Source organism: Burkholderia sp. Bp9099, assembly GCF_003857805.1.
In the GTDB taxonomy this organism is placed as follows: Bacteria; Pseudomonadota; Gammaproteobacteria; order Burkholderiales; family Burkholderiaceae; genus Burkholderia.
Genome location: NZ_QTPU01000015.1, coordinates 132,925 through 158,174, shown reverse-complemented (window position 1 = coordinate 158,174; position 25,250 = coordinate 132,925). Strand labels below are relative to the sequence as shown.

Genomic DNA, 25,250 nt, shown 5'->3' with positions numbered 1-25,250 from the left:
CTCGGGGCTTTATTGACGGGCGATGGTGTTGGTGCGGCGGATCTTCGCCTGAAGCTGGATCACGCCGTAGACCAGCGCCTCGGCCGTGGGCGGACAGCCCGGCACGTAGACGTCGACCGGCACGATCCGGTCGCAACCGCGGACCACCGAGTACGAGTAGTGGTAGTAGCCACCACCGTTCGCGCACGACCCCATCGAGATCACCCAGCGCGGCTCGGCCATCTGGTCGTACACGCGGCGCAGCGCGGGCGCCATCTTGTTGCACAGCGTGCCGGCGACGATCATCACGTCCGACTGACGCGGGCTCGGACGGAACACGACCCCGAACCGGTCCAGGTCGTAACGGGCCGCGCCCGCATGCATCATCTCGACGGCGCAACACGCGAGCCCGAACGTCATCGGCCACAGCGAGCCGGTACGCGTCCAGTTGATCAGCTTGTCAGCCGTCGTGGTGACAAACCCTTCCTTCAAGACCCCTTCGATACTCATTTGCTTTCCACTCCAGACGAGCGGCCCAGCGTGGCCGCCCATGCAAACCGGCGATTAACCCATCACTCCCAGTCGAGGCCGCCTTTCTTCCAGATATAGGCAAAGCCCAGCAGGAATTCGAGCAGAAAAATCATCATTGCGATGAAACCCGGCCAGCCGATGTCCCGGAGCGCGACGCCCCACGGAAACAGGAATGCGGTTTCGAGATCGAAGATGATGAACAGGATGGCGACGAGGTAGTACCGGACGTCGAATTTCATCCGGGCGTCTTCAAAGGCTTCGAAGCCGCACTCGTACGGTGCGTTCTTCTCGACGTCCGGCTTGTTGGGACCAAGGAGCTTGCCGATGCTGACCAGCGCTATACCTAAACCAGTGCCCACGAGGAGGAACAACAAGACGGGGTAATAGGCTGCGAGGTTCAAGGCAATCCTCTATCGGTTGGTTCTGAGCGTCCGGAGAATACCACTTCCGGCGGAAGGAATCATTTCGGAGTGCGTGCAATCACAAGACAATCGCAAGGCACACCCCACAAATGAAAAATGCCAGCCACTAGAAGCGGCTGGCATTGAGTAACTTTGGTGCCGACGGCGAGACTCGAACTCGCACAGCTTTCGCCACTACCCCCTCAAGATAGCGTGTCTACCAATTTCACCACGTCGGCACTGCATGCAACTCGGGTTGTACTGCTCGTTTCCCGCGAATCGCTTCAAGAATTAAATTCTAACCCGAGTTCCAGATTTGTTCAACGCACAACCGCAAAAAATTTAACTTTTTATTTCGGGACGTCCTGGCCCGGCGCGCTTGCGGCCGACCCCGCCACCGCGGCGGACGCCGCGACTGCCGGTGCCGATGCTGCAGGTGCCGATGCCGGCGCGGTCGCTGCCGTGCCGAGCACGCCGGCCGACGGCGTCGACTTGTACGAACCGAGATACGTCAGTGCGAGCGTCGCGACGAAAAAGATCGTCGCGAGAATGCCCGTCGTGCGCGAAAGAAAGTTCGCGGAGCCTGTCGCCCCGAACAGGCTCCCCGACGCGCCGCTGCCGAATGCAGCGCCCATGTCGGCACCCTTGCCGTGCTGGAGCAGCACCAGCCCGATCACACCCAGCGCAGACAGTACCTGCACGACAATAATCAGCGTCTTGAATAACAGCATCACACCCACCCGATTGGATCAGGCGACCGGACCGACCGGCCGCCATCATGGTTCAATTCGACCCCGGACCGCTCAACGCGCAGCCCGGCAGATCGCCAGGAAATCTTCCGCCTTCAGCGACGCGCCGCCGATCAGGCCGCCGTCGATGTCCGGCTGCGCGAACAGCTCTTCCGCGTTGTCCGGCTTCACGCTGCCGCCGTACAGCACCGATACGTCCGCCGCCCCCTTTGCCGCGAGACGCGCACGCAGGAATGCGTGTACGTCCTGCGCCTGCGCCGACGTCGCGCTCTTGCCCGTGCCGATCGCCCAGACCGGCTCGTACGCGACGACGATGCGCGCCGCCTCGTCGGCCGTCAGCACGGCCAGCACGGCGTCGAGCTGCGCACCGACCACCTGCTCGGTCGCACCCGCTTCGCGCTCGTCGAGCGTTTCACCGACGCACACGACGGGCGTGAGGCCTGCCGCGAGCGCGCGCTGCGTCTTCGCAGCGACGGTTTCGCTTCGCTCGCCGTGATACGCGCGGCGCTCCGAGTGACCGACGATCGCATACTGCGCGCCGAACTCCGCCACCATCGCGGCCGCCACTTCACCGGTGAACGCGCCCTGCTCGTGCGCGGACACGTCCTGCGCGCCGAACGCGACACGGCCGCCGGCGAGCTGCGCCTGAACCTGCGCGAGATACGGGAACGGCACGCACACGCCGATCGACGTCTCGGCCGCCACCGCGCCTGCGCCCTGCACCACTTCGTTCAGCAATGCCTGGTTGCCGGCCAGCCGGCCGTGCATCTTCCAGTTGCCGATCACTCGCTTCGTTCGTTGTTTCGACATCGTGTCTGTCTCGTCACTATCTTGTCATTAACGCACCGGAAACCGGCCGTCAGGTTGGATCTGGCGAAGCAAACCCGCGATTTTACTGCGCGCGGCTTGAACCGGTCAAACCGCACATGTCAAGTCCGGCCGCACGGCCGTTAGGTGGTCGTACCCCAATCGAGCACGATCTTGCCGATGTGCTCGCCGCTTTCCATCAGCGCATGCGCCTGCGCGGCCTCGCCGGCCGGCAGCACGCGGTAGATCACGGGCTTGATGCGGCCGTCCGCGAGCAGCGGCCAGACGCGCGCCTTCAGCTGTGCGGCGATGCGCGCCTTGAATTCGACCGGACGCGGACGCAGTGTCGAGCCCGTAACCGTCAGCCGGCGGCGCAGGATCTCGTTCAGGTTGACCTCGGCCTTCGCCCCGCCGAGCAGCGCGATCAGCACGAGGCGGCCGCCATCCGCGAGCGCGGACAGTTCGCGCGGCACGTACGAGCCTGCGACCATGTCGAGGATCACATCGACGCCACGATCGTGCGTCAGCGACTTGACGACCTCGACGAAGTCCTCGGTCTTGTAGTTGATTGCACGTTCGGCGCCGAGCGCCTCGCATGCCCGGCATTTGTCGGCATTCCCGGCCGTCGCGAACACGCGATAGCCGAGCGCGTGCGCGATCTGGATCGCCGTCACGCCGATCCCGCTCGAGCCGCCTTGCACGAGCAGCGTTTCCTGCTCGCCGCCCTCGCCCGCGCCGAGCAGCGCGCGGTCGAACACGTTGCTCCACACCGTGAAGAACGTTTCAGGCAGCGATGCGGCTTCGATGTCGGTCAGCCCATCGGGAACCGGCAGGCATTGCGGCAGCGGCGCGACCGCGTACTCGGCGTAGCCGCCGCCCGCGAGCAGCGCGCAGACGCGATCGCCCAGCTTCAGGCCGAACGGGTTCAGCGCCGCATCAGACAGGTCGCCGCCGACGATCTCGCCCGCGACCTCGAGGCCCGGCAGATCCGATGCCCCCGGCGGCGGCGCATACGCGCCCTTGCGCTGGAATACGTCGGGCCGGTTCACGCCGGAAGCCGCCACCTTGATCAGCACTTCGCCGCACTTCGGTTCGGGGCGCGGACGCTCCGCGAGCTTCAGCACGTCGGGGGCGCCGAATTCGGTGATTTCGATGGCTTGCATGGTGGTCGCTCCAGGATCGGAATCGGGTGGCGCACCCGTGCGCGGCACGGGCGCCTCGCCGGCGCTGCTGCGCCGCACAACGATGCTACAGAAAAAACGGCCGGCACGCTTTCGCACTGCCGGCCGTTCTCACGCCTGTCCGCTTACTGCTGCGGCGGCGTATCCGAATGCGACGCCGCCGCTGCTTCGTTCAGCAGCGCCTTCGCCGACAGACGCACGCGACCCTTCTCGTCCGTCTGGATCACCTTGACCTTCACCTGCTGGCCTTCCTTCAGGTAGTCGTTGATGTCCTTCACGCGCTCGTTGACGATTTCCGAGATGTGCAGCAGGCCGTCCTTGCCCGGCAGCAGGTTCACGATCGCGCCGAAATCGAGCAGCTTGAGCACCGTGCCTTCGTACACCTGGCCGACTTCGATTTCAGCCGTGATTTGCTCGATGCGCTTCTTCGCTTCGGCCATGCCTTCGCTGTTCGTGCTCGCGATCGTCACGACGCCGTCATCGGAGATGTCGATGGTCGTGCCGGTTTCTTCGGTCAGCGCGCGGATCACCGAACCGCCCTTGCCGATCACGTCGCGGATCTTTTCCGGGTTGATCTTGATCGTGATCATGCGCGGCGCGAATTCCGACAGTTGCGTGTTCGCACCCGAGACCGCCGAGGTCATCTTGCCGAGGATGTGCATGCGGCCTTCCTTCGCCTGCGCGAGCGCGACCTGCATGATTTCCTTCGTGATGCCCTGGATCTTGATGTCCATCTGCAGCGCCGTCACGCCTTGCTCCGTGCCGGCCACCTTGAAGTCCATGTCGCCGAGGTGATCTTCGTCGCCGAGGATGTCGGTCAGCACCGCGAACTTGTTGCCCTCGAGGATCAGGCCCATCGCGATGCCCGCGACGTGCGCCTTCATCGGCACGCCGGCGTCCATCAGCGCGAGGCAGCCGCCGCACACCGATGCCATCGACGACGAACCGTTCGATTCGGTGATTTCCGACACGACGCGGATCGAGTAGCCGAATTCGTCGGCGCTCGGCAGGCACTTGACCAGCGCGCGCTTCGCGAGACGGCCGTGGCCGATTTCACGACGCTTCGGCGAGCCGACGCGGCCCGTTTCGCCGGTCGCGAACGGGGGCATGTTGTAGTGGAGCATGAAGCGCTCGCGGTATTCGCCTTCGAGCGCGTCGATGATCTGCTCGTCACCCTTCGTGCCGAGCGTCGCGACGACGAGCGCCTGCGTTTCGCCACGCGTGAACAGCGCCGAACCGTGGGTGCGCGGCAGCACGCCGGTGCGGATCTCGATCGGACGCACGGTGCGCGTGTCGCGACCGTCGATGCGCGGCTCGCCGTTCAGGATCTGCGAACGGACGATCTTCGCTTCGATGTCGAACAGGATATTGCCGACGGTCGCCTTGTCGGCCGCGACCGTGCCGGCCGCCAGCGCGTCTTCCTCGAGCTTCGCCGAGGTTGCCGCGTAGACTTCCTTCAGCTTCGTCGAACGCGCTTGCTTGTCGCGCAGCTGGTAAGCGGCGAGCAGGTCGCCGTGCGCCAGTTCCGTCACGCGCGCGATCAGCGCTTCATTCTTCGGTGCCGGCTGCCAGTCCCACTCGGGCTTGCCGCCTTCGCGCACGAGTTCGTGGATCGCGTCGATCGCCGTCTGCATCTGCTCGTGGCCGAACACGACCGCGCCCAGCATCACGTCTTCCGGCAGCTGGTCGGCTTCCGATTCGACCATCAGCACCGCACGCTCCGTACCGGCGACGACGAGGTCGAGGCTCGATGCCTTGATCTGGTCACGCGTCGGGTTCAGCACGTAGGCGTTGTCGATGTACGCGACGCGCGCGGCACCGACCGGACCGTTGAACGGCAGGCCCGACACGGCGAGCGCGGCCGATGCGCCGATCAGCGCGGGGATGTCCGCCGGGATTTCCGGGTTCACGGACAGCACGTGGATCACGACCTGGACTTCGTTGTAGAAGCCTTCCGGGAACAGCGGGCGCAGCGGACGGTCGATCAGGCGCGACGTCAGCGTCTCGTGTTCCGACGGACGGCCTTCGCGACGGAAGAAGCCGCCCGGGATCTTGCCGGCCGAGTAGGTCTTCTCGAGGTAGTCGACGGTCAGCGGGAAGAAGTCCTGACCCGGCTTCGCCGACTTCGCGCCGACGACGGTGGCCAGCACGACGGTGTCTTCCACGTCGACGATCACGGCACCGCTCGCCTGGCGGGCGACTTCACCGGTTTCGAGGCGCACCTTGTGCTGGCCCCACTGGAATTCCTTCACGACCTTGTTGAACATGGACATGGTTGCTCCTTTGAATTCATTCATTTCATTCGCCGTGCGGGCCATCCCGCGCGGCGGCGTCCCGACCGAATCACCCGGAGCAAGGTGTGTTTTTTATGCCATTCCAGCACGCCGCTCGACGAGCGGCGCGCTGGAATGACACAAATCCCGACCCCGGTATCAGCCGTTCCGGCAGCCCGGCACCCACGTGCCGGACGACCTGCGGTGCGCGTGACGCTACGCACCGCGCAAAAACAAAATGCCTGCATCAGCGGACTGACACAGGCATCTTGCTGGCGGCAATCGCCTCGATTACTTACGCAGACCCAGCTTCTCGATCAGCGCGCGGTAACGGTCGGCATCCTTGCCCTTGAGGTAGTCGAGCAGCTTGCGGCGGCGGCTCACCATGCGCAGCAGGCCGCGGCGGCTGTGGTGATCCTTCGCGTGGGTCTTGAAGTGACCCGTCAGTTCGACGATACGTGCGGTCAGCAGTGCGACCTGGACTTCGGGCGAACCCGTGTCGTTGGTACCGCGGGCGAACTGAGCAACGACTTCCGACTTCTTGATATCTGCAACAGACATGAGATTTCCTTTGTTTCCTACTGGCTAACTAACAGGCGGACACGGAAGAATGGCCGTGCCGTGACTTACAACCGGCGGGCATTGTAGCACAACTGCACGCCGTTCCATCGCCTCCTGTCACGGGCGCGTCATCGAGCAGGTCGACGGCATCTGCGTGCGCTGCGCGGGCACCGCGAGGACGGTCCGGAAACCGTATCCCGAGCCCTCGTTGTCGAAGCGCACGCCCGGCGTGCCGGCCTTGTCCATTTCCATCACATAAAGGGGCTGGATCAACTGGTGATCCTGCGCGCGCATCGACGACGCGTGGAAGCCGTCGTCGAGCGACAGCCCTTCGAGCGCGCGCGCCACTGCGACGGGGTCGGACGAGCCGGCGCGATTCATCGCCGCCGCGAGCATCTCGATCATCAGGCTCATCCGTCGCACCGGATAGTCGTCCGGGGCAGCGGGAAAACGGGTCCGGAACGCGCGGTAGAACGCGTCCGATTGCGCGCCGCCCGCGTTCGGATGCCAGTCCGCGACGGCGACCACCCGGCCGACGCCCGCATCGCCGAGCGCGGCCGGTGCGCCGAGGCTGTTGCCATAGAACGTATAGAACTTCGCGTTCAGCCCCTGCTCGCGCGCCGCCTTCACGAGCAGCGTGAGGTCGTTGCCCCAGTTGCCGGTCACGACGGCGTCCGCGCCGCTTGCGCGGATCTTCGCGATATAGGGCGAGAAATCCTTGATGCGGCCGATCGGGTGGAATTCGTCGCCGGCGATCGTCACGTCGGGGCGCCGCTCGGCCAGCGCCTGCCGCGCCAGCGCGCTGACGTCGTGGCCGAAGCTGTAGTCCTGGTTCAGCAGGTAGACCTTGCGCAGCGGGCGGTCGCGCGCCATCACGTCCGCCAGCGCGGCCATCCGCATCCCCGCGTGCGCGTCGAAGCGGAAATGCCAGAAGCTGCAGCGCGCACCGGTCAGCGCCGGATCGTCGGCCGAATAGTTGAGGAACAGCATCCGGCTGTCCGGATTGCGCGCGTTCAGCTTGTCGAGCGCCGCGACGAGCGCGGCCGCGACCGCCGAGCTGTTGCCCTGCGCGACGAAACCGATGTGCCGGTCCGCCGCCGCGCGCAGCTGCACCAACGCCTCCTCCGGGCTGCCCTTGCTGTCGAGCACGACGAGTTCGAGCGGGTGCGCGCCGTCACGCAGCTTCACGCCGCCCGCCGCGTTGACCCGCTCGACGCCGAAGCGCAGGTTGCGCTCGACGGCCGCGCCCGCGTTCGCGAACGGGCCCGACATCCCTTCGATCAGCGCGATCCGCACCGGCTCGCCTGCCGCGAACGCGGACGACGCCAGCATCCACCCGGCGCTCCATGCGAGCGCGTACCGTTTCCACAGCTGCATCGGCTCCCTGCCCTTCAACCCGTCCGAGAAGCGCGGATCATAGGACGCGGACGGCGCCGGCCGCAAGCCCGGCGCGCAACGATAGCCCGACGACACCCGGCCGGCGATCCGCACCGATTTTTTCGGCACGATGCGCCGGCGCGCGCCGTCCGTGATACAACTGAACGGTTAGAGCGTTCTGGAGGATCCCATGCGCATTCGCATTCCCGCGCGCCTGCCGGTGCTGGTCGCCTGTGCGGCGGCGCTGCTCGCCGGCTGTGCGCAACCGTGGCAGCAATACCAGGCCGGCCAGGACGAGTCGGCGATCGTCGCGCGCATGGGCCCGCCGCGCGAGATCTACGACCTGCCCGGCGGCGGCAAGCGCCTGATGTGGCCGACCCAGCCGATGGGCGAGATCACCATCGCGGCCGACGTCGACGCGGCCCACCGGATCGTCAACGTGCGCCAGGTGCTGCAGCCGAGCGAGTTCTATCGCGCGGATATCGGCAAGTGGACCAAGACCGACGTGCTCGTCAATTTCGGCCGCCCGGTCGAGACGTCCTACTTCCCGCTGATGAAGCGCGAGGTATGGACCTACCGCTATCTCGAAGACAACGTCTGGTACATGATGTACAGCTTCTACTTCGACCCGCAGGGCATCCTGCGCACCACGCAGAAAACACCGGACCCGCTGCACGATCCCGACCGCCGCAATCTGTTCTGATCGGATCGATTGCGCATTTACGCGAAATTTTCACAATGGCCATTCACGAATTGCTGCGTGAATGGCCATTTCATTTTTTCCGTCATATTCGATTAATTTCGAATTGAAGCAGCAATCCTTTCCGATCGAATATGCGCCCAAAGCATCGCGATGAGCCCCGCGCCACGCGGCCGCCAGGAGGAAACAGGCATGTACGATACATGTCATGCGTTGCATTGGTGCATTCGGTGCACCTCGCCAGATCGAGTTGAAACAATTTGTATCATTGGCACCGGATGTTAGGGCATACCCCTAATATCGGATGAAATTGAACCTTTCAATTTAGAAAGCATCCTATTGCTCCACTTCGTCCGGTATTTGTTTGTCCTTATCAGAAAGGAGTCCTCATGAATCGCCCCAAGAGCATGCTGGTTGCCAACATCGCCTGGGCCCGCGAGACGCACGAGCACACGCCCGGTTTCTTCGACGCACTCGCGCGCGGCCAGAATCCGCGCGTGCTGTGGATCGGCTGCGCCGACAGCCGGGTGCCAGCCGAAACCATCACGCACTGCGTGCCCGGCGAGCTGTTCGTCCATCGCAACATCGCGAACCTGTTCCATCCCGACGACGACAATTCCGCGAGCGTGCTCGAGTACGCTGTGCGCGTGCTCGAAGTCGACCACGTGATCGTGTGCGGCCACTACGGATGCGGCGGGGTGCGCGCGTCGCTGCTGCCGCCGCCGGCCGACCTGCCGCACGTCGCGCGCCGCATCGCGCCGCTGTGCGCGCTTGCACGGCGCCATCGCGACACGCTCGACGGACTCGACGACACGGCCGCCGCCGACCGCCTGGCGGAACTTAACGTGCTCGAACAGGTGCGGCTGCTGCGCGCTTCGCCGATCGTGCATGGCCGGCAGCGGCCGCCGCTCGTGCACGGCTGGATCTTTTCGCTTGCCGACGGCCGCCTGAAGGAACTCGATTCCGGCTACACGACAGCGCCGGCCGAAGCCGAACCGGAGCATGCCGCCATGGCCGCCGCTCTCGGCTGATCCGCCCCTCCCTACGCCAATGAAATCACCCCAACCATGAAACTGAACGACCGCCTGTCCACCCTGCCGCGCGACATCGTCGCCGGCATCGTCGTGTTCCTCGTCGCGCTGCCGTTATGTCTCGGCATCGCCAATGCGTCCGGCGTCGAGCCGTTCGCCGGGCTCGTGTCCGGCATCGTCGGCGGGATCATCGTCGCGCTGTTGAGCGGCTCGTCACTGTCGGTCAGCGGGCCGGCCGCCGGCCTCGTCGTGATCGTCGTCGAAGGGATCGCGCAACTCGGCAGCTTTTCCGCGTTCCTGCTCGCTGTGCTGCTGTCCGGCGTGCTGCAGTTCGGCTTCGGCATGCTGCGCGCCGGCCGCTTCGCCGCGTACGTACCGTCGCCCGTCATCAAGGGCATGCTCGCGGCGATCGGCCTGCTGCTGGTCGTGAAGCAGATTCCGTTCGCATTCGGCATCGGCGGGCCGGCCGCGCAATCGTTTGCATCGTGGCCCGGCCTGCCGACCGCCTGGGCCGCAACGGCCATCGCGCTCATCTCGCTCGCGCTGCTGGTCGCGTGGGACACGCCCGCGCTCAAGCGCTTCGGCTGGGTACGCGCGGTGCCTGCGCCGCTCGCGGTCGTCGTGTTCGGCATCGGCGCGACGCTGGTGCTCGGCGTCGTTGCACCGTCGGTCGCGCCGGGCGCCGCGCATCGCGTCACGCTGCCGGAGCTCGAATCGTTCGCGGCGCTCGCGGCATCGCTGAAGCATGCCGAGCTCGGCCCGAACTTCGCGCAACTCGTCAATCCGGACGTGTGGCGCGTCGCGATCACGCTCGCGGTCGTCGCGAGCCTCGAGACGCTGCTGAGCCTGGAGGCGGTAGAACAGATCGATCCGAAGCGCCGGCCGACCCAGCCGGACCGCGAACTCAAGGCCCAGGGCGTCGGCAATCTCGTCGCGGGCGCGGTCGGCGGGCTGCCGATCACGTCGGTGATCGTGCGCAGTTCGGTCAACGTGAACGCGGGTGCCCAAAGCCGGATGTCGGCGATCGTGCACGGGATCCTGCTGCTCGCCAGCGTGTTCGCGCTCACCGGGCTGATCAACCTGATCCCGCTCGCGAGCCTCGCGGCGATACTGATCCACACCGGCTTCAAGCTCGCCAAACCGGCGCTGTTCCGCTCGGTGCTGAAGCAGGGCCCGGCCGCGTTCGTGCCGTTCGCCGCGACGATCGCGGGCGTGCTGGCGGTCGACCTGCTGTTCGGCATCGCGCTCGGCCTCGCCTGCAGCGTGCTGGCGGTCGCGGTGGCGAACCTGAAGAGCCCCGTCACGCTCGCGCAGCACGACGACCACTTCCTGCTGTCGTTCCGCAAGGACGTGTCGTTCCTCGGCAAGGTGCAGGTCAAGCATCACCTGCGGCACATTCCGGACCGCGCGGCCGTGATCATCGACGCGACGCGCGCCGACTACATCGACCACGACGTGCTCGAACTGCTCGACGCGTTCATCGCCGATGCGCCGCGGCGCGGGATCGCGGTCGAATTCCGCCGCCGCAGCCCGGCGCCCCGCCCGGCCGCGCGCCGCTGGTCGTTCCGCGCGCCGGCCGCCGAATGAGCGGCGCATGAAAAACGCCCCGCGCGGCGCGAGGCCGCTCGGGGCGTTTCGTGTGCTTCGGGCGCTCGACGCGCAGCGCTTACGCGCGCTGCGGGTTGACCTTGTCGTCCTTCGAATGCAGCTTGTTCAGCGCCGAGATGTACGCCTTCGCGGACGCGGCGACGATGTCCGGATCGGTGCCGACACCGTTGACGATCCGCCCGCTCTTCGACAGCCGGACCGTCACTTCGCCCTGCGCCTGCGTGCCGGTCGTGATCGCGTTCACCGAGTACAGCAGCAGTTCGGAACCGCTGCCGACTTCACCCTCGATCGCATTGAACGTCGCGTCGACCGGCCCGTTGCCGCGTGCCTCGCCGGTCACTTCCTTGCCTTCGACCGCGAACACGATCTTCGCCTGCGGCTGCTCGCCCGTCTCCGAACGCTGCGACAGCGACACGAACTTGAAGTGCTCCTGCTCGTGCGCGAGCGCCGATTCTTCCGAGACGATCGCGATGATGTCTTCGTCGAAGATCTCGGCCTTGCGGTCGGCGAGGTCCTTGAAGCGCATGAACGCGGCGTTCAGTTCGGCTTCGCTGTCGAGCGACACGCCGAGCTCCTGCAGGCGCTGCTTGAACGCGTTGCGGCCCGACAGCTTGCCGAGCACGATCTTGTTCGCGGTCCAGCCCACGTCTTCCGCGCGCATGATTTCGTAGGTGTCGCGCGCCTTCAGCACGCCGTCCTGGTGGATGCCCGACGCGTGCGCGAACGCGTTGGCGCCGACCACCGCCTTGTTCGGCTGCACGACGAAACCGGTGATCTGCGACACGAGCTTCGAGGTCGGCACGATCTGCGTCGTGTCGATGCCGACGTCGAGGCCGAAGTAGTCCTTGCGGGTCTTCACGGCCATCACGATTTCCTCGAGCGACGTGTTGCCCGCGCGCTCGCCGAGACCGTTGATCGTGCACTCGACCTGGCGCGCGCCGCCGATCTTCACGCCGGCGAGCGAGTTGGCCACCGCCATCCCGAGATCGTTGTGGCAATGCACGGAGAAGATCGCCTTGTCCGAGTTCGGAATGCGTTCGCGCAGCGTCTTCACGAGGTTGCCGTAGAGCTCCGGCACGCCGTAGCCGACCGTGTCGGCGATGTTGATCGTCGTCGCCCCCTCGGCGATCACCGCTTCCAGCACGCGGCACAGGAAGTCGAGATCCGAACGGCTGCCGTCTTCCGGCGAGAATTCGACGTTGTCGGTGAACTTGCGCGCGAAGCGCACCGCGAGGCGCGCCTGCTCGAACACCTGGTCCGGCGTCATGCGCAGCTTCTTTTCCATGTGCAGCGGCGACGTCGCGATGAACGTGTGGATCCGCGAGCTGTTGGCCGGCTTCAGCGCGTCGGCCGCACGCTGGATGTCCTTGTCGTTGGCGCGCGCCAGCGAGCAGATCGTGCTGTCCTTCACGAGACCGGCGATCGTGTGGATCGCGTCGAAGTCGCCGTTCGAGCTGGCCGCGAAACCGGCCTCGATCACGTCGACCTTCATCCGCTCGAGATGCTTCGCGATGCGGATTTTCTCTTCCTTCGTCATCGACGCGCCGGGCGATTGTTCACCGTCACGCAACGTCGTATCGAAAATGATCAGCTTGTCTGTCATGGGGGGCTCCAGGGCTCTTTATACGGGAATCGAACGTAATGAGATCGCGCCACCGCTGGCGACGCTCAACAACAGACGAGGCTTGACGGAGGGCGAGAACGGTCAGCGCGGCAGGCGCGCCAAAGCTAGCGCGCGTAGCGGCGCACCGGCTAGAAGGAGGGAGAGGCGGGGAAATGCAGTCATGCCGAAGACTATAGCGACATTCCGCCGGGTGCGCAATCGGACGGCACCCGGGATACCGGGCTCCGACGCACGAAAAAGGGGCAAATGAAAACGGCGGCCCGGAATCACCTCCGAGGCCGCCGCTTCCGGACAGGTTGCGCGTCAGTGGTCGCGTTGCGACGAGCGCGCGGGATTCGCCCGTCCGCGCACGGCCATGTAGGCCCAGAACACGTAGCCGGACAGCCCGTACAGCACGAACAGGCAGAACAGCATCAGCGGCGGATCGGACGACACGAGCACGAACGCGACGACGACCAGCAGGATCGCCGCGAACGGCACGCGGTGCCGCACGTCGAGCGCCTTGCCGCTGTAGAACGGCGCGTTCGACACCATCGTCACGCCCGCATAGATCGTCAGTGCAAACGCGACCCAGGGCAGCCAGCCGAGCTTCATCGGCACGCGATTGTCGGTCGCGAGCCAGACGAAGCCGGCGATCAGCGCGGCGGCGGCCGGGCTCGGCAGCCCCTGGAAGAAGCGCTTGTCGACGCTGCCGATGTTCGTGTTGAAGCGCGCGAGACGCAGCGCGGCGCCCGAGCAATAGACGAACGCGGCGAGCCAGCCCCAGCGGCCGAGATCCTTCAGCACCCACTCGTACATCACGAGCGCGGGCGCGACGCCGAACGACACCATGTCCGACAGGCTGTCGAACTGTTCGCCGAACGCGCTTTGCGTATGCGTCATGCGCGCGACGCGCCCGTCCATCCCGTCGAGCACCATCGCGACGAAGATCGCGATCGCGGCGATCTCGAAGCGCACGTTCATCGCCTGCACGACCGCAAAGAAGCCGCAGAACAGCGCGGCGGTCGTGAATGCGTTCGGCAGCAGATAGATGCCACGCGTCTTCAGGAACCGCTGGCGCGCGGCGCGGCGGCTCTCGAGCGGCGCGGGATCGGGCGCCATTCCCTTGTTGCGGCGGAACGGACGTGGCGTCTGGCCGGAGCCGTTACGCGGCCGACGCGGTTTGAATGCGGCCATCGTGCGCCCCGCCGCTTACTGTTCGAGCTCGGCGAGGATCGTCGACGACGCGTAGACCTTCTCGCCGATCGACACCTTCGCGCGGCTGCCGAGCGGCAGATACACGTCGACGCGCGAACCGAAGCGGATGAAACCGTAGCGCTGGCCGCGCGACAGCGGCTCGCCGGCGCGCACGTAGCAGAGGATCCGGCGGGCGACGAGGCCGGCGATCTGCACGGCGGTGACGGTCTTGCCGCTCGCCGTCTGGATCACGACCGCATTGCGCTCGTTCTCGGTCGACGCCTTGTCGATCGCCGCGTTCAGGAACGCGCCCGGGAAGTACTCGACCTTGGAGATCGCGCCGTCGACCGGCGAACGCTGCGAGTGAACGTTGAAGACATTCATGAACACGCTGATCTTCAGCGCTTCGCGGTTCGCGTACGGATCCTGCGTGGTCTCGACCGCGACGATGCGGCCGTCGGCCGGGCACAGCACCGCATTCGGCTGCGCCGGGATCGGGCGCTGCGGATCGCGGAAGAACTGGACGACGAAGACGAGCAGCAGCCAGAACGGCCATGCGAAGCCGAAGCCCCCGACGGCGTGGATCAACAACGCGATGACGGCTGCAATCGCGATGAACGGCCAGCCTTCGCGCGCGATGATCGGATGAGGATAGTTCATGGGTTCGTTCGGTGTTCGGTGAATTGCAAAGCCCGTAGGATAGCAAAAGCCGCCCGGGGCACTGCTGCCTTCGGACGGCTTTTTGAAACCGACCCTCCACTCGAAGGGCCGGAGCAGCACGCGGTGCTTAGTTCTTCGTCTGGTCGACGAGCTTGTTCTTCGCGATCCACGGCATCATCGCGCGCAGCTTCGCACCGACCTGCTCGATCTGGTGCTCGGCCGTCAGGCGGCGGCGCGACTGCAGCGTCGGGGCGCCTGCCTTGTTCTCGAGGATGAAGCTCTTGGCGTACTCGCCCGTCTGGATGTCGGTCAGGCACTGCTTCATCGCCTTCTTCGTCTCTTCCGTGACGACGCGCGGGCCCGTCACGTACTCGCCGTACTCGGCGTTGTTCGAGATCGAGTAGTTCATGTTCGCGATGCCGCCTTCGTAGATCAGGTCGACGATCAGCTTCAGTTCGTGCAGGCACTCGAAGTACGCCATTTCCGGCGCGTAGCCGGCTTCGACCAGCGTCTCGAAACCTGCCTTGATCAGCTCGACGGTACCGCCGCACAGCACGGCCTGCTCGCCGAACAGGTCGGTTTCGGTCTCTTCACGGAAGTTCGTCTCGATGATGCCGGCACGGCCGCCGCCGTTCGCTGCCGCGTACGACAGCGCGATGTCGCGTGCCGCGCCCGACTTGTTCTGCGCAACCGCGATCAGGTGCGGCACGCCGCCACCTTGCGAGTACGTGCCGCGCACGGTGTGGCCCGGAGCCTTCGGCGCGATCATGATCACGTCGAGGTCGGCGCGCGGGATCACCTGGCCGTAGTGGACGTTGAAGCCGTGCGCGAATGCCAGCGCCGCGCCCTGCTTGATGTTCGCGTGCACTTCCTTCGCGTACACGTCGGCGATCTGCTCGTCCGGCAGCAGCATCATGACGACGTCCGCGCCCTTCACCGCTTCCGCGACTTCCTTGACCGCGAGGCCTGCGTTTTCAGCCTTGCTCCACGACGCGCCGTCCTTGCGAAGGCCGACCGTCACGTTCACGCCGCTGTCCTTCAGGTTCAGTGCGTGTGCATGGCCTTGCGAGCCGTAGCCGATGATCGTGACTTGCTTGCCCTTGATGAGGGAGAGGTCAGCGTCTTTGTCGTAGAAAACGTTCATGATGGTTCCTTCGCTAATTCAAAAATTCAACAATTCGTTCAGATGGAGTACTGCGGGCCGGGACATGACGGCGCACCCGGCGTGCCTCTTTGGCAATTTCGGCATCACACCTTCAGGATGCGCTCGCCGCGTCCGATGCCGGAGCTGCCGGTACGCACGGTCTCTAGGATCGCGGTGGCGTCCAGCCCCTGGATGAATGCGTCGAGCTTGTCGCTCGCGCCCGTCAATTCGATCGTGTAGGTCTTTTCGGTCACGTCGATGATGCGGCCGCGGAAAATGTCCGACATCCGCTTCATTTCTTCGCGCTCCTTGCCCACTGCACGTACCTTGATCAGCATCAGCTCGCGTTCGATGTGTGCACCGTCGGTCAGGTCCACCACTTTCACCACCTCGATCAGGCGGTTCAGATGCTTCGTGATCTGTTCGATCACGTCGTCGGAGCCAATGGAAACGATGGTGAGCCGCGACAGCGATTGGTCTTCGGTCGGCGCCACCGTCAAGGTTTCGATGTTGTAGCCGCGTGCGGAAAACAGACCGACCACGCGCGACAGCGCGCCCGGTTCGTTTTCCAGCAGGACGGAAATGATGTGTCTCATGTTCGCTTCTTCCAGAATGTGTCCGTGTCGATTCACTCGCGCCGCGCGCCGCCCGGTGCCGCACCGCCCTTCGTGAAGGCGGCCGCTCCCGGCCTGGACGCGCGTCGCGCCGTTACAGATCTTCCGATCCGAGCAGCATCTCGGTGATGCCCTTGCCGGCCTGTACCATCGGCCAGACGTTTTCGGTCGGATCGGTCTGGAAGTCGAGAAACACGGTGCGGTCCTTCAGGCGCAGCGCTTCCTTCAGCGCCGGCTCCACATCCGAGGTCTTTTCGATCCGCATGCCGACATGGCCGTACGCTTCGGCGAGCTTCACGAAATCGGGCAGCGCATCCATGTACGAATGCGAATAGCGCTTGCTGTATTCGATCTGCTGCCACTGGCGGACCATGCCCAGATAGCGGTTGTTCAGCGAAATGATCTTCACGGGCGTGTCGTACTGCAGGCAGGTCGACAGTTCCTGGATGCACATCTGGATCGAGCCTTCGCCCGTGATGCACAGCACGTCGTCGTCCGGGTGCGCCATCTTGACGCCCATCGCTGCCGGCAGGCCGAAGCCCATCGTGCCGAGGCCGCCGGAGTTGATCCAGCGACGCGGCTTGTTGAAACGGTAGAACTGCGCGGCCCACATCTGGTGCTGGCCGACGTCCGAGCACACGAACGCGTTGCCGTCCGTCAGCTCCCACGCCTTCTCGACCACGTACTGCGGCTTGATGATCTCGCTGTCGCGGTCGAACTTCAGGCAGTCTTTCGCGCGCCAGCTTTCGATGTCCTTCCACCATTGCGCGAGCGCGTCGGTGTCGGGGCCGTGCTCGGCCGTCTGCAACTGCTCGATCAGTTCCTTCAGCACTTCCTTCACGTCGCCGACGATCGGGATGTCGACCTTCACGCGCTTCGAGATCGACGACGGGTCGATGTCGATGTGGATGATCTTGCGCGGACGCGACGCGAAGTGCGCCGGGTCGCCGATCACGCGGTCGTCGAAGCGCGCGCCGATCGCGATCAGCACGTCACAGTGCTGCATCGCCATGTTCGCTTCGTAGGTGCCGTGCATGCCGAGCATGCCGAGGAATTTCTTGTCCGACGCGCGATAGCCGCCGAGGCCCATCAGCGTGTTCGTGACCGGGTAGCCGAGCAGGTCGGCGAATTGGTTCAGTTCGCGTGCCGCATCGGCGAGGATGATGCCGCCGCCCGTGTAGATATAGGGACGCTTCGCCGACAGCAGCAGCGACACGGCCTTGCGGATCTGGCCCGAATGGCCCTTCGTGACGGGGTTGTACGAGCGCAGCGACACGCTCTTGACCGGCTCGTACTGGCACGGCGTCTTCGAGATGTCCTTCGGGATGTCGATCAGCACCGGGCCCGGACGGCCGGTGCGGGCGATGTAGAACGCCTTCTTGACGGTTTCCGCGAGGTCGCGCACGTCCTTCACGAGGAAGTTGTGCTTCACGCACGGACGCGTGATGCCGACCGTATCGCATTCCTGGAACGCGTCCTGGCCGATCGCGGCAGTCGGCACCTGGCCGCTGATCACGACCATCGGGATCGAATCCATGTAGGCCGTCGCGATGCCGGTCACCGCATTGGTGACACCGGGGCCGGACGTCACGAGACAGACGCCGACATTGCCGGTGGAACGCGCATACGCATCGGCTGCGTGCACGGCCGCCTGTTCGTGGCGCACCAGCACGTGCTGAATCTTGTCCTGCTTGTAAAGCTCGTCGTAGATGTAGAGTACCGAGCCGCCGGGGTAGCCCCAGATGAATTCGACGTTTTCGTCGGCCAGTGCCTTCATGAGCACGGTGGCGCCGATGGAGTCGCTATCGGGAGGGGAAAGGGGTTCCGACGTGGAGAATTCCGCGCTGGGCATGTTCATTTTGACCTTTCGAATTTTCGGCAAAAAATTGATCGGGTGCTCTCTGCCGGGCTTGTGGCTCGGGTTCAAGCGGCGCGTCCAGTTTGAAGGGCGGGCTTCTTGGGCCAGCCTCAAATGAGACCATCACTTCATGTTGCGAATCACTGACGATAGCGGGTCATGATTGGGTCGTCAAGCAAAATATCCCGCAGCGCATCATGCGCCCCGCCCGGCGGGCCGCGGACGCGGCTCGCATGCAACGGGGCGAGCCGCAACCGGTGCCAAGTCGCGCGAAAATTTGTTAGCATCCGCGGGTTTTACGAAATTTTTCGACCTTTCACACGCCGCAGTCCGCAGCGCATACCTTTACGGAATGGCATCAGACAAGGAACTCGCCGACTTTCTGGCGGGCGTCGAAAGGCGCGCGTTCAAGCAGGCTGCGTACGCCGTGCGTGACGACGATGCGTCGCTCGACATCGTGCAGGACGCGATGATCAAGCTGGCGGAGAAATACGGCGACCGGCCGGCGGCCGAACTGCCGCTGCTGTTCCAGCGGATCCTGCAGAACGCGATCCACGACTGGTTCCGCCGGCAGAAGGTCCGCAACACCTGGGTCACGCTGTTCTCGTCGCTCAACAATACGGACGACGAGGACTTCGATCCGCTGGAAACGCTCGAGTCAGCGGACGACAATGCAGGTGTCGAGAGCACCGAGCACCGCCTCGAGCGGGAGCAGGTTCTGGCCCTGATCGACGAAGAAATCCAGAAACTTCCGACGCGTCAACGGGAAGCGTTCCTGATGCGTTATTGGGAAGATATGGATGTCGCCGAGACTGCCGCCGCAATGGGGTGCTCCGAAGGCAGCGTCAAGACGCACTGCTCGCGAGCCACCCATGCCCTGGCGCAAGCGCTCAAGGCCAAAGGAATCACGCTATGAGCTCCGCTCCCGTAAATCGAGAACACGAATTCGCGCTGAAGGTCCGCCGCGCACTGGACGAACGTGCCGCGGCGCTGCCTGCCGCGACCACCGATCGTCTGGCCGTCGCGCGCCGGGCCGCGCTCGCGCGCAAGAAGCCGGAAGCCGCCACCGCGCCGGTGTTCGTGCCCGCCTTCGCCGGTGCCGCCGCCGCATACGGCACGCCGCCCGCGAGCCGTCCGCAGACGTCGTTCGCGCGCCGCCTGCTGCGCGCGTGGCCGCTCGCGCTGCTGCTCGCGGGGCTCGTCGGCATCGCGTACTGGGAAGACATGCAGCGCACCGCCGAACTCGCCGACATCGACGCGGCGATGCTCAGCGACGACCTGCCGCTCAACGCGTATCTCGATCACGGGTTCAACGCGTATCTTTCGCACACACGCTAACAAACAGACAATAACGAGGGGATCGCACGGGTGAGTCAGAAACGCGGCCTGGCCGTATTTTTCGGATGCGTGATCGCGATCGCCATTTCCTACGTCGCCACCTATTCCCGATTCAACCCGCCCCCCGCGACGGTCTCCGCCGCGGCCAGCAGCGCGCCCGCGCCGACCTCGGCCGCGGCCGGCCTGACCACCGAACTCGCCCCGCTGCCCCTGCCGCTGCCGGCCGCCAACGGCCCGCTCTCGTGGGCGCGCCTGACGCCCGCGCAACGCGCGGCACTCGCGCCGTTCGCCGATCAGTGGGATGGCTTCAGCGATGCGCGCAAGCGCAAATGGCTGAAGATCGCGTCCCGTTTCGCGAAATTGACGCCCGATGAGCAGAAGCACCTGCAGGACAGGATGTCCGAGTGGGCGCGGATGACGCCCGAGCAGCGCCGCGTCGCGCGCGAGAATTACCAGAGCGCGAAGGAGCTTTCCGCGCAGGCGCGCGAGCGCGCATGGAAGGCCTACCAGCAACTGCCCGAAGAACAGAAGCAGCGCCTCGCCGCGACCGAGCGCCGGCGCCGGCCGAGCGTCGTCAGCGCGCCGCCGACCGTCGCCGACCGCGACGTGCGCCGCCTCGTCAATTCGCACGAACATCCGGCGAGCAACCCTGTTGCGGCACCGGCGCCCGCATCGGTCGGCGCCGGCGCGCCGCCGGTGACCGCATCGGCCACGTCCGGCACCGCCCCCGCACCCGCGACCGTCACGCCCGTGTCGCCGGCCGACGCGCCGTCGATGTTCAAGGGTTCCTGACCCGCCGTGGCAAGCGCCCCCGCAACCGAGGCCCCGGCCGTCGCCGCCGCGCCGTCCGTGCGGCGGCGCCTCGCGGCGATGCTGTACGAAGCCGTGCTGCTGTTCGGCGTCGTATTCTTCGCCGCCCTCGCCTTCAGCCTCGCGACGCAGCAGCGCAACGGCCTCGTCCATCACAACCTGCTCGCCGCGTGGATCGCACTCGTCGTCGGCGCGTACTTCGTCTGGTTCTGGACCCATGGCGGCCAGACGCTGCCGATGAAGACCTGGCGGCTGCGGCTCGAATCGTCGAGCGGCCGGCCGCTGAACGCCGGCCACGCGCTCGTCCGCTACGCGCTCGGCTGGCTGTGGTTCCTGCCGCCGCTCGCACTGCATCCGCTCCTCGGCCTGTCGGTGCCCGTCACGCTCGCGCTCGCCGCCGCATGGATCGTCGTCTGGGCCGGCGCCGCCCGCCTGCATAGCGATCGCCAGTTTCCGCACGACCGCATCGCCCGCACGCGCGTCGTCGCGATTCCGCGCTGACCGCGCGGTTCGCGTGATCGCGGGACGGCTCCGCGCATCCGCGCATTCATCAGACAAAACCACTCGAAACCGCCCACACGCCCGCCCCGCGAGGCATGCACGGTAACCGCAGGCCAGTCGGTTCGGCAGATTACGCAACACCGCCACATTCACTGCTAAACACGCCGCGACGACAGTAATAAGAACGTCTCGTGACTGTCACGGCATGGTCACGCCCGCATGGCGCAATGCCGGTAATGTCAACCGGCGCGAGTCATGCATGGGCCAGAAAACGTCCGCGACCTCCCTGTTCCGTCAACCGCTCGGCGCCCGCGCCGTCACCGCCTTCCTGTCCGGCTCGGCCGCAACCGATGCCCTTTCGCCGCACGAACCGGCGGCCGCACACGTCACGCAGCGCGACGACCCCGAGCCGTCCACGCATCGCTACCGCACGATCTGGCTGTCCGACATCCATCTCGGCTCGAGCGGCTGCCAGGCGCCGTACCTGCTCGATTTCCTGCGCCACAACGATTCGGAATACCTGTACCTCGTCGGCGACATCATCGACGGCTGGCAGCTGAAGAAGGGCTGGTACTGGCCGCAGGCGCACAACGATGTCGTGCAGAAGGTGCTGCGCAAGGCGCGCAAGGGCACGCAGGTCGTCTACATCCCGGGCAACCACGACGAAGGCGCGCGGCAGTTCTGCGACCTCGCATTCGGCGACATCCAGGTGCGCGGCGAGGCGTTCCACACGACGCTCGCCGGCAAACGTTTGTGGATCGTGCACGGCGACCTGTTCGACGGCGTGATCCAGCACGCGAAATGGCTCGCGTATCTCGGCGACACGCTCTACACGCTGATCCTCGTGCTGAACCGCTGGTTCAACCGGATCCGCAGCCGGCTCGGGTTCCAGTACTGGTCGCTGTCACAGTACCTGAAGCACCAGGTGAAGAACGCGGTGAACTTCATCTCGCAGTTCGAGACCGTGATGACCGACGAGGCGCGCCGCCGCGGCTGCGACGGCGTCGTGTGCGGGCACATCCACAAGGCGGAGATCCGCGACATCGACGGCGTGCTGTACTGCAACGACGGCGACTGGGTCGAGAGCCTGTCCGCGCTCGTCGAGACGATGGAAGGCGAACTGAAGGTCGTCTACTGGACGGCGATGCGCACCGCGCCGTCCGTTGCCCCGTCGCGCAAGGCCAAGGCCACTGCCTGACACAACTCCACTTACAGGACACATGCCGCGATGAAGATCATGATCGTCACCGACGCGTGGGAACCGCAGGTCAACGGCGTCGTGCGCACGCTGAAGAGCACCACCCGCGAACTCACCGCGCTCGGCCACCGGGTCGAAATGCTGACGCCGCTGGAATTCCGCACGGTGCCCTGCCCGACCTATCCCGAGATCCGCCTGTCGATCCTGCCGTACCGCAAGCTGCGCGCGCGGATCGATGCGTTCGCACCCGACGCGCTGCACATCGCGACCGAAGGCCCGCTCGGCCTCGCCGCGCGACGCTATGCACGCGCGCGCAAGCTGCCGTACACGACCGCGTATCACACGCGCTTTCCGGAATACGTGCAGGCGCGCTTCGGGATTCCGCTGTCGGCGACCTACAAGTTCCTGCACTGGTTCCACGGGCCGTCGCTCGCGGTGATGGCGCCGACCCCGGTCGTGAAGCAGGACCTCGAGAAGTTCGGCTTCACGAACGTCGTGCTGTGGACGCGCGGCGTCGATCTCGACATCTTCCGGCCGATGGAGTCGAAGGTGCTCAACACCGCCCGGCCGATCTTCCTGTACGTGGGCCGCGTCGCGATCGAGAAGAACGTCGAGGCGTTCCTGCGCCTCGACCTGCCCGGCTCGAAGTGGGTCGCGGGCGAAGGTCCGGCGCTCGCCGAGCTGAAGTCGCGCTACCCGGAAGCGAACTATCTTGGCGTACTGTCGCAAGCCGAGCTCGCCAAGGTGTATGCTGCGGCCGACGTGTTCGTGTTCCCGAGTCGCACCGACACGTTCGGCCTCGTGCTGCTGGAGGCGCTCGCGTGCGGCACGCCGGTCGCCGCCTACCCCGTCACGGGCCCGATCGACGTGCTCGGCGGGGGCGATGCCGGCGCGATGCACGAAGACCTGCAGGAAGCCTGCCTGGAGGCGCTGAAGATCGAACGCGAGACGGCCCGCGCGTGGGCCGAACGCTTCTCGTGGCGCGCGGCGTCCGAGCAGTTCGCGTCGCATCTGAAGCCGCTGCCGAAGACTGCGTACTCGCCCGCCGAAGGTGCCGCCGTTTGAAACGAGACCTGAACGACAAGACCCCGTCCCCTGCCATCACGGCGCCACTGCATCGTCCGTTCGACGAAGAAGAGCCGCACGCCGACGCGGACGTGCACCCGCACGAACCGCTCGGCCCCGACGATCGCCTGGCGCCGCTGCCGCCGAACCCGTACAAGCGCCACCGCGGCATCACGCGCGCGTGGTACGCGCTCAAGCATTCGCTGAACGGGTTTCGCGTCGCGATCCGCGAGGAGAGCGCGTTTCGCCAGGAGCTCACGCTCGCCGCGCTGATGCTGCCGATCGGTGCGTTCTCACCGGTCCCCGCCGCATCGCGCGCGCTGCTGATCGCGTCGGTGCTGCTCGTGCTGATCGTCGAGCTGCTGAACTCGAGCGTCGAGGCCGCGATCGACCGCATCTCGCTCGAGCGCCACGAATTGTCGAAGCGCGCGAAGGATCTCGGCAGCGCGGCGGTCACGGTCGCGCTGTTCGCGTGCGTGACGACGTGGGGCTTCGTGCTCGGGCCGGTGATCGCCCGCTGGCTCGGCTTCTAGCAACCCCCGCGCCGCCGCCCGCGTGCGGCGGCGCACCATGCGCGGAACGCATCGCGCTCACGAAATGCGCCCGATGCAAGGAAACCGCGGTTTATAATCGTCCGCCAGACTTAGAACAGCAACCCGCGCCGGACGAATCCCGCAGCATCGATTGCAGCGCCCGCCAGTCCGGCACACACAGGGCCGGACGACATGGAAGCGAAACCTCCCCGCCGCACCCGCGAACGGATTCTCGAGTTGTCGTTGAAACTCTTCAACGAGATCGGCGAGCCGAACGTCACGACCACGACGATCGCCGAGGAAATGGAAATCAGTCCAGGCAACCTGTACTACCATTTCCGCAACAAGGACGACATCATCAACAGCATCTTCGCGCAGTTCGAGCAGCAGATCGAACGGCGGCTACGCTTCCCCGAAGATCACCGTCCGACGATCGACGAGACCTGGTCGTACCTGCAGTACATGGCCGATTTCATGTGGACCTACCGGTTCCTGTATCGCGACCTCAACGACCTGCTCGCGCGCAACCGCACGCTCGAGACGCACTTCAAGCAGATCATCAGCCACAAGGTGCGCTTCGCGCACGAGATGTGCGAACTGCTCGTGTCCGACGCCGAAATGGTCGCGACGCCCGCCGAGATCGAAGTCATCGCCACCAACATGGCGGTGATCTCGACGTACTGGCTGTCGTATCAGTACGTGATGCATCCGCGCAAGTACAACGACCAGGACGCGATCCGCGAAGAGCTGCACCAGGTGAGCATGCACGTGATCTCGATCATGGCCCCGTACCTGCGCGGCCGTTCGCGCCAGCTGTTCGACGATCTCGTCTCCGGCAAGCTGCCCAAGCGCCAGTTCACCGACTACCTGCCGCCGCGCGACGGTTCGCCGCGCCCCGCGGGCAGCCCGGTCGCCGCCAAGCCCGCCGCGAAGGATACGAAACAATGAAGGCAGTCTGTGTTTACTGCGGCTCGTCGTCCGGCGTGCGGCCCGTCTATGCGGACGCCGCGCGCGCATTCGGCCGCGCGCTCGTCGATGCGGGCCTCACGCTCGTCTACGGCGGCGGCCGCGTCGGTTTGATGGGCGTGATCGCCGATGAAGTGATGGCGGCCGGCGGCCGTGCGGTCGGCGTGATCCCCGAGTTGCTCGTCGACAAGGAAGTCGGCCATACCGGGCTGTCCGAGCTGCACGTCGTACCCGACATGCACCACCGCAAGAAGATGATGGCCGACCTGTCCGACGCGTTCGTCGCGATGCCCGGCGGCGCCGGCACGCTCGAGGAATTCTTCGAGGTCTATACGTGGGCGCAGCTCGGTTATCACCGCAAGCCCGTCGCGCTGTACAACATCGATTCGTTCTACGATCCGTTGATCGCGCTGCTGCGCCATACGGTCGACGAAGGCTTCATGCGCCCGGCCTACTTCGACGCACTGTGCATCGACGCCGAACCGGTCGCGCTGATCGAACAGCTGCGCCGCTACCAGCCGCTCGCCCAGGACAAGTGGGCAACCGACGCGGCCAAGTAACGTTC

General features: G+C 65.6%; 26 protein-coding genes and 1 tRNA gene. 12 read left to right on the top strand and 15 right to left on the bottom strand.

The window, feature by feature from the left end; translation table 11 throughout:
• Nucleotides 1-9: 9 nt before the first annotated feature.
• From DIE17_RS19450 to DIE17_RS19405, 9 genes are all read right to left on the bottom strand, one after another.
• Complete coding sequence (locus DIE17_RS19450) at nucleotides 10-489, bottom strand: NuoB/complex I 20 kDa subunit family protein (RefSeq protein WP_006398799.1); 480 nt, start codon at nucleotides 487-489, stop codon at nucleotides 10-12.
• A gap of 62 nt (nucleotides 490-551) precedes the next feature.
• Nucleotides 552-911, bottom strand: coding sequence for an NADH-quinone oxidoreductase subunit A (locus tag DIE17_RS19445; protein ID WP_006398798.1), 360 nt, complete (start codon nucleotides 909-911; stop codon nucleotides 552-554).
• A 154-nt stretch (nucleotides 912-1,065) separates the two neighbouring features.
• Nucleotides 1,066-1,150, bottom strand: a tRNA-Leu gene (locus DIE17_RS19440).
• Between the two features lie 111 nt (nucleotides 1,151-1,261).
• Complete coding sequence (gene secG / locus DIE17_RS19435) at nucleotides 1,262-1,642, bottom strand: preprotein translocase subunit SecG (RefSeq protein ID WP_042977371.1); 381 nt, start codon at nucleotides 1,640-1,642, stop codon at nucleotides 1,262-1,264.
• 72 nt (nucleotides 1,643-1,714) lie between these two features.
• Entirely contained in the window at nucleotides 1,715-2,470 is a 756-nt protein-coding gene (gene tpiA, locus DIE17_RS19430) for a triose-phosphate isomerase (RefSeq protein WP_124522488.1), read from the bottom strand.
• 140 nt (nucleotides 2,471-2,610) lie between these two features.
• Entirely contained in the window at nucleotides 2,611-3,630 is a 1,020-nt protein-coding gene (locus DIE17_RS19425; protein ID WP_124921219.1) for an NAD(P)H-quinone oxidoreductase, read from the bottom strand.
• A gap of 143 nt (nucleotides 3,631-3,773) precedes the next feature.
• Nucleotides 3,774-5,921: a polyribonucleotide nucleotidyltransferase gene (gene pnp / locus DIE17_RS19420; protein WP_044844667.1), complete on the bottom strand. Its 2,148-nt coding sequence runs from the start codon at nucleotides 5,919-5,921 to the stop codon at nucleotides 3,774-3,776.
• A gap of 291 nt (nucleotides 5,922-6,212) precedes the next feature.
• Nucleotides 6,213-6,482 (bottom strand): 30S ribosomal protein S15, encoded by a 270-nt coding sequence (rpsO, locus tag DIE17_RS19410; protein ID WP_006398792.1) that lies wholly within the window; start codon nucleotides 6,480-6,482, stop codon nucleotides 6,213-6,215.
• A gap of 117 nt (nucleotides 6,483-6,599) precedes the next feature.
• Nucleotides 6,600-7,859: a branched-chain amino acid ABC transporter substrate-binding protein gene (locus tag DIE17_RS19405; protein ID WP_124522506.1), complete on the bottom strand. Its 1,260-nt coding sequence runs from the start codon at nucleotides 7,857-7,859 to the stop codon at nucleotides 6,600-6,602.
• A 190-nt stretch (nucleotides 7,860-8,049) separates the two neighbouring features.
• Between DIE17_RS19405 and DIE17_RS19400 the strand changes: the two genes are divergently transcribed.
• The 3 genes from DIE17_RS19400 (at nucleotide 8,050) to DIE17_RS19390 (ending at nucleotide 11,177) form a co-directional block, all read left to right on the top strand.
• Nucleotides 8,050-8,562 carry a hypothetical protein gene (locus DIE17_RS19400; protein ID WP_124487226.1) on the top strand — a complete coding sequence of 171 codons (513 nt, stop codon included), beginning with the start codon at nucleotides 8,050-8,052 and terminating at the stop codon, nucleotides 8,560-8,562.
• A 386-nt stretch (nucleotides 8,563-8,948) separates the two neighbouring features.
• Nucleotides 8,949-9,590, top strand: coding sequence for a carbonic anhydrase (locus DIE17_RS19395; RefSeq protein ID WP_124522486.1), 642 nt, complete (start codon nucleotides 8,949-8,951; stop codon nucleotides 9,588-9,590).
• A 36-nt stretch (nucleotides 9,591-9,626) separates the two neighbouring features.
• A complete protein-coding gene (locus DIE17_RS19390) occupies nucleotides 9,627-11,177 on the top strand; it encodes a SulP family inorganic anion transporter (RefSeq protein ID WP_124522484.1) in 1,551 nt (516 codons plus the stop codon).
• A gap of 79 nt (nucleotides 11,178-11,256) precedes the next feature.
• Here the strand turns inward: DIE17_RS19390 and DIE17_RS19385 are convergent, their stop codons facing one another.
• The 6 genes from DIE17_RS19385 to DIE17_RS19355 form a co-directional block, all read right to left on the bottom strand.
• On the bottom strand, nucleotides 11,257-12,801 hold the full coding sequence (locus DIE17_RS19385) for a 2-isopropylmalate synthase (protein ID WP_044844671.1): 1,545 nt from the start codon (nucleotides 12,799-12,801) through the stop codon (nucleotides 11,257-11,259).
• A 324-nt stretch (nucleotides 12,802-13,125) separates the two neighbouring features.
• A complete protein-coding gene (gene pssA, locus DIE17_RS19375; RefSeq protein ID WP_044844672.1) occupies nucleotides 13,126-13,998 on the bottom strand; it encodes a CDP-diacylglycerol--serine O-phosphatidyltransferase in 873 nt (290 codons plus the stop codon).
• Between the two features lie 15 nt (nucleotides 13,999-14,013).
• Nucleotides 14,014-14,658 carry a phosphatidylserine decarboxylase gene (locus DIE17_RS19370; RefSeq protein ID WP_039370565.1) on the bottom strand — a complete coding sequence of 215 codons (645 nt, stop codon included), beginning with the start codon at nucleotides 14,656-14,658 and terminating at the stop codon, nucleotides 14,014-14,016.
• Between the two features lie 127 nt (nucleotides 14,659-14,785).
• A complete protein-coding gene (ilvC, locus tag DIE17_RS19365) occupies nucleotides 14,786-15,802 on the bottom strand; it encodes a ketol-acid reductoisomerase (protein ID WP_044844673.1) in 1,017 nt (338 codons plus the stop codon).
• A 104-nt stretch (nucleotides 15,803-15,906) separates the two neighbouring features.
• On the bottom strand, nucleotides 15,907-16,398 hold the full coding sequence (ilvN, locus tag DIE17_RS19360) for an acetolactate synthase small subunit (RefSeq protein ID WP_034207977.1): 492 nt from the start codon (nucleotides 16,396-16,398) through the stop codon (nucleotides 15,907-15,909).
• 112 nt (nucleotides 16,399-16,510) lie between these two features.
• Entirely contained in the window at nucleotides 16,511-18,274 is a 1,764-nt protein-coding gene (locus DIE17_RS19355) for an acetolactate synthase 3 catalytic subunit (RefSeq protein WP_044844674.1), read from the bottom strand.
• Nucleotides 18,275-18,626: 352 nt separating this feature from the next.
• On the opposite strand from DIE17_RS19355, the gene DIE17_RS19350 reads away from it, so the two are divergent.
• From DIE17_RS19350 to DIE17_RS19310, 9 genes are all read left to right on the top strand, one after another.
• Nucleotides 18,627-19,190, top strand: a complete 564-nt coding sequence (locus DIE17_RS19350; protein ID WP_040144687.1) for an RNA polymerase sigma factor — start codon at nucleotides 18,627-18,629, stop codon at nucleotides 19,188-19,190.
• Complete coding sequence (locus DIE17_RS19345) at nucleotides 19,187-19,612, top strand: DUF3619 family protein (protein WP_044844675.1); 426 nt, start codon at nucleotides 19,187-19,189, stop codon at nucleotides 19,610-19,612. The genes DIE17_RS19350 and DIE17_RS19345 overlap by 4 nt, the downstream gene beginning before the upstream one ends.
• Nucleotides 19,613-19,642: 30 nt before the next feature.
• Entirely contained in the window at nucleotides 19,643-20,404 is a 762-nt protein-coding gene (locus DIE17_RS19340; RefSeq protein ID WP_124487224.1) for a DUF3106 domain-containing protein, read from the top strand.
• A 6-nt stretch (nucleotides 20,405-20,410) separates the two neighbouring features.
• On the top strand, nucleotides 20,411-20,923 hold the full coding sequence (locus DIE17_RS19335) for an RDD family protein (protein ID WP_124487223.1): 513 nt from the start codon (nucleotides 20,411-20,413) through the stop codon (nucleotides 20,921-20,923).
• A gap of 259 nt (nucleotides 20,924-21,182) precedes the next feature.
• Nucleotides 21,183-22,121 (top strand): UDP-2,3-diacylglucosamine diphosphatase, encoded by a 939-nt coding sequence (locus DIE17_RS19330; protein ID WP_124487222.1) that lies wholly within the window; start codon nucleotides 21,183-21,185, stop codon nucleotides 22,119-22,121.
• A 30-nt stretch (nucleotides 22,122-22,151) separates the two neighbouring features.
• Nucleotides 22,152-23,186 (top strand): glycosyltransferase family 1 protein, encoded by a 1,035-nt coding sequence (locus DIE17_RS19325; protein ID WP_124522482.1) that lies wholly within the window; start codon nucleotides 22,152-22,154, stop codon nucleotides 23,184-23,186.
• Nucleotides 23,183-23,719: a diacylglycerol kinase gene (locus DIE17_RS19320; protein ID WP_044844680.1), complete on the top strand. Its 537-nt coding sequence runs from the start codon at nucleotides 23,183-23,185 to the stop codon at nucleotides 23,717-23,719. Before DIE17_RS19325 ends, DIE17_RS19320 begins: the two co-directional genes overlap by 4 nt.
• 192 nt (nucleotides 23,720-23,911) lie before the next feature.
• Complete coding sequence (locus tag DIE17_RS19315) at nucleotides 23,912-24,667, top strand: TetR/AcrR family transcriptional regulator (RefSeq protein WP_044844681.1); 756 nt, start codon at nucleotides 23,912-23,914, stop codon at nucleotides 24,665-24,667.
• Complete coding sequence (locus DIE17_RS19310; protein ID WP_044844682.1) at nucleotides 24,664-25,245, top strand: TIGR00730 family Rossman fold protein; 582 nt, start codon at nucleotides 24,664-24,666, stop codon at nucleotides 25,243-25,245. The genes DIE17_RS19315 and DIE17_RS19310 overlap by 4 nt, the downstream gene beginning before the upstream one ends.
• Nucleotides 25,246-25,250 lie beyond the last annotated feature (5 nt).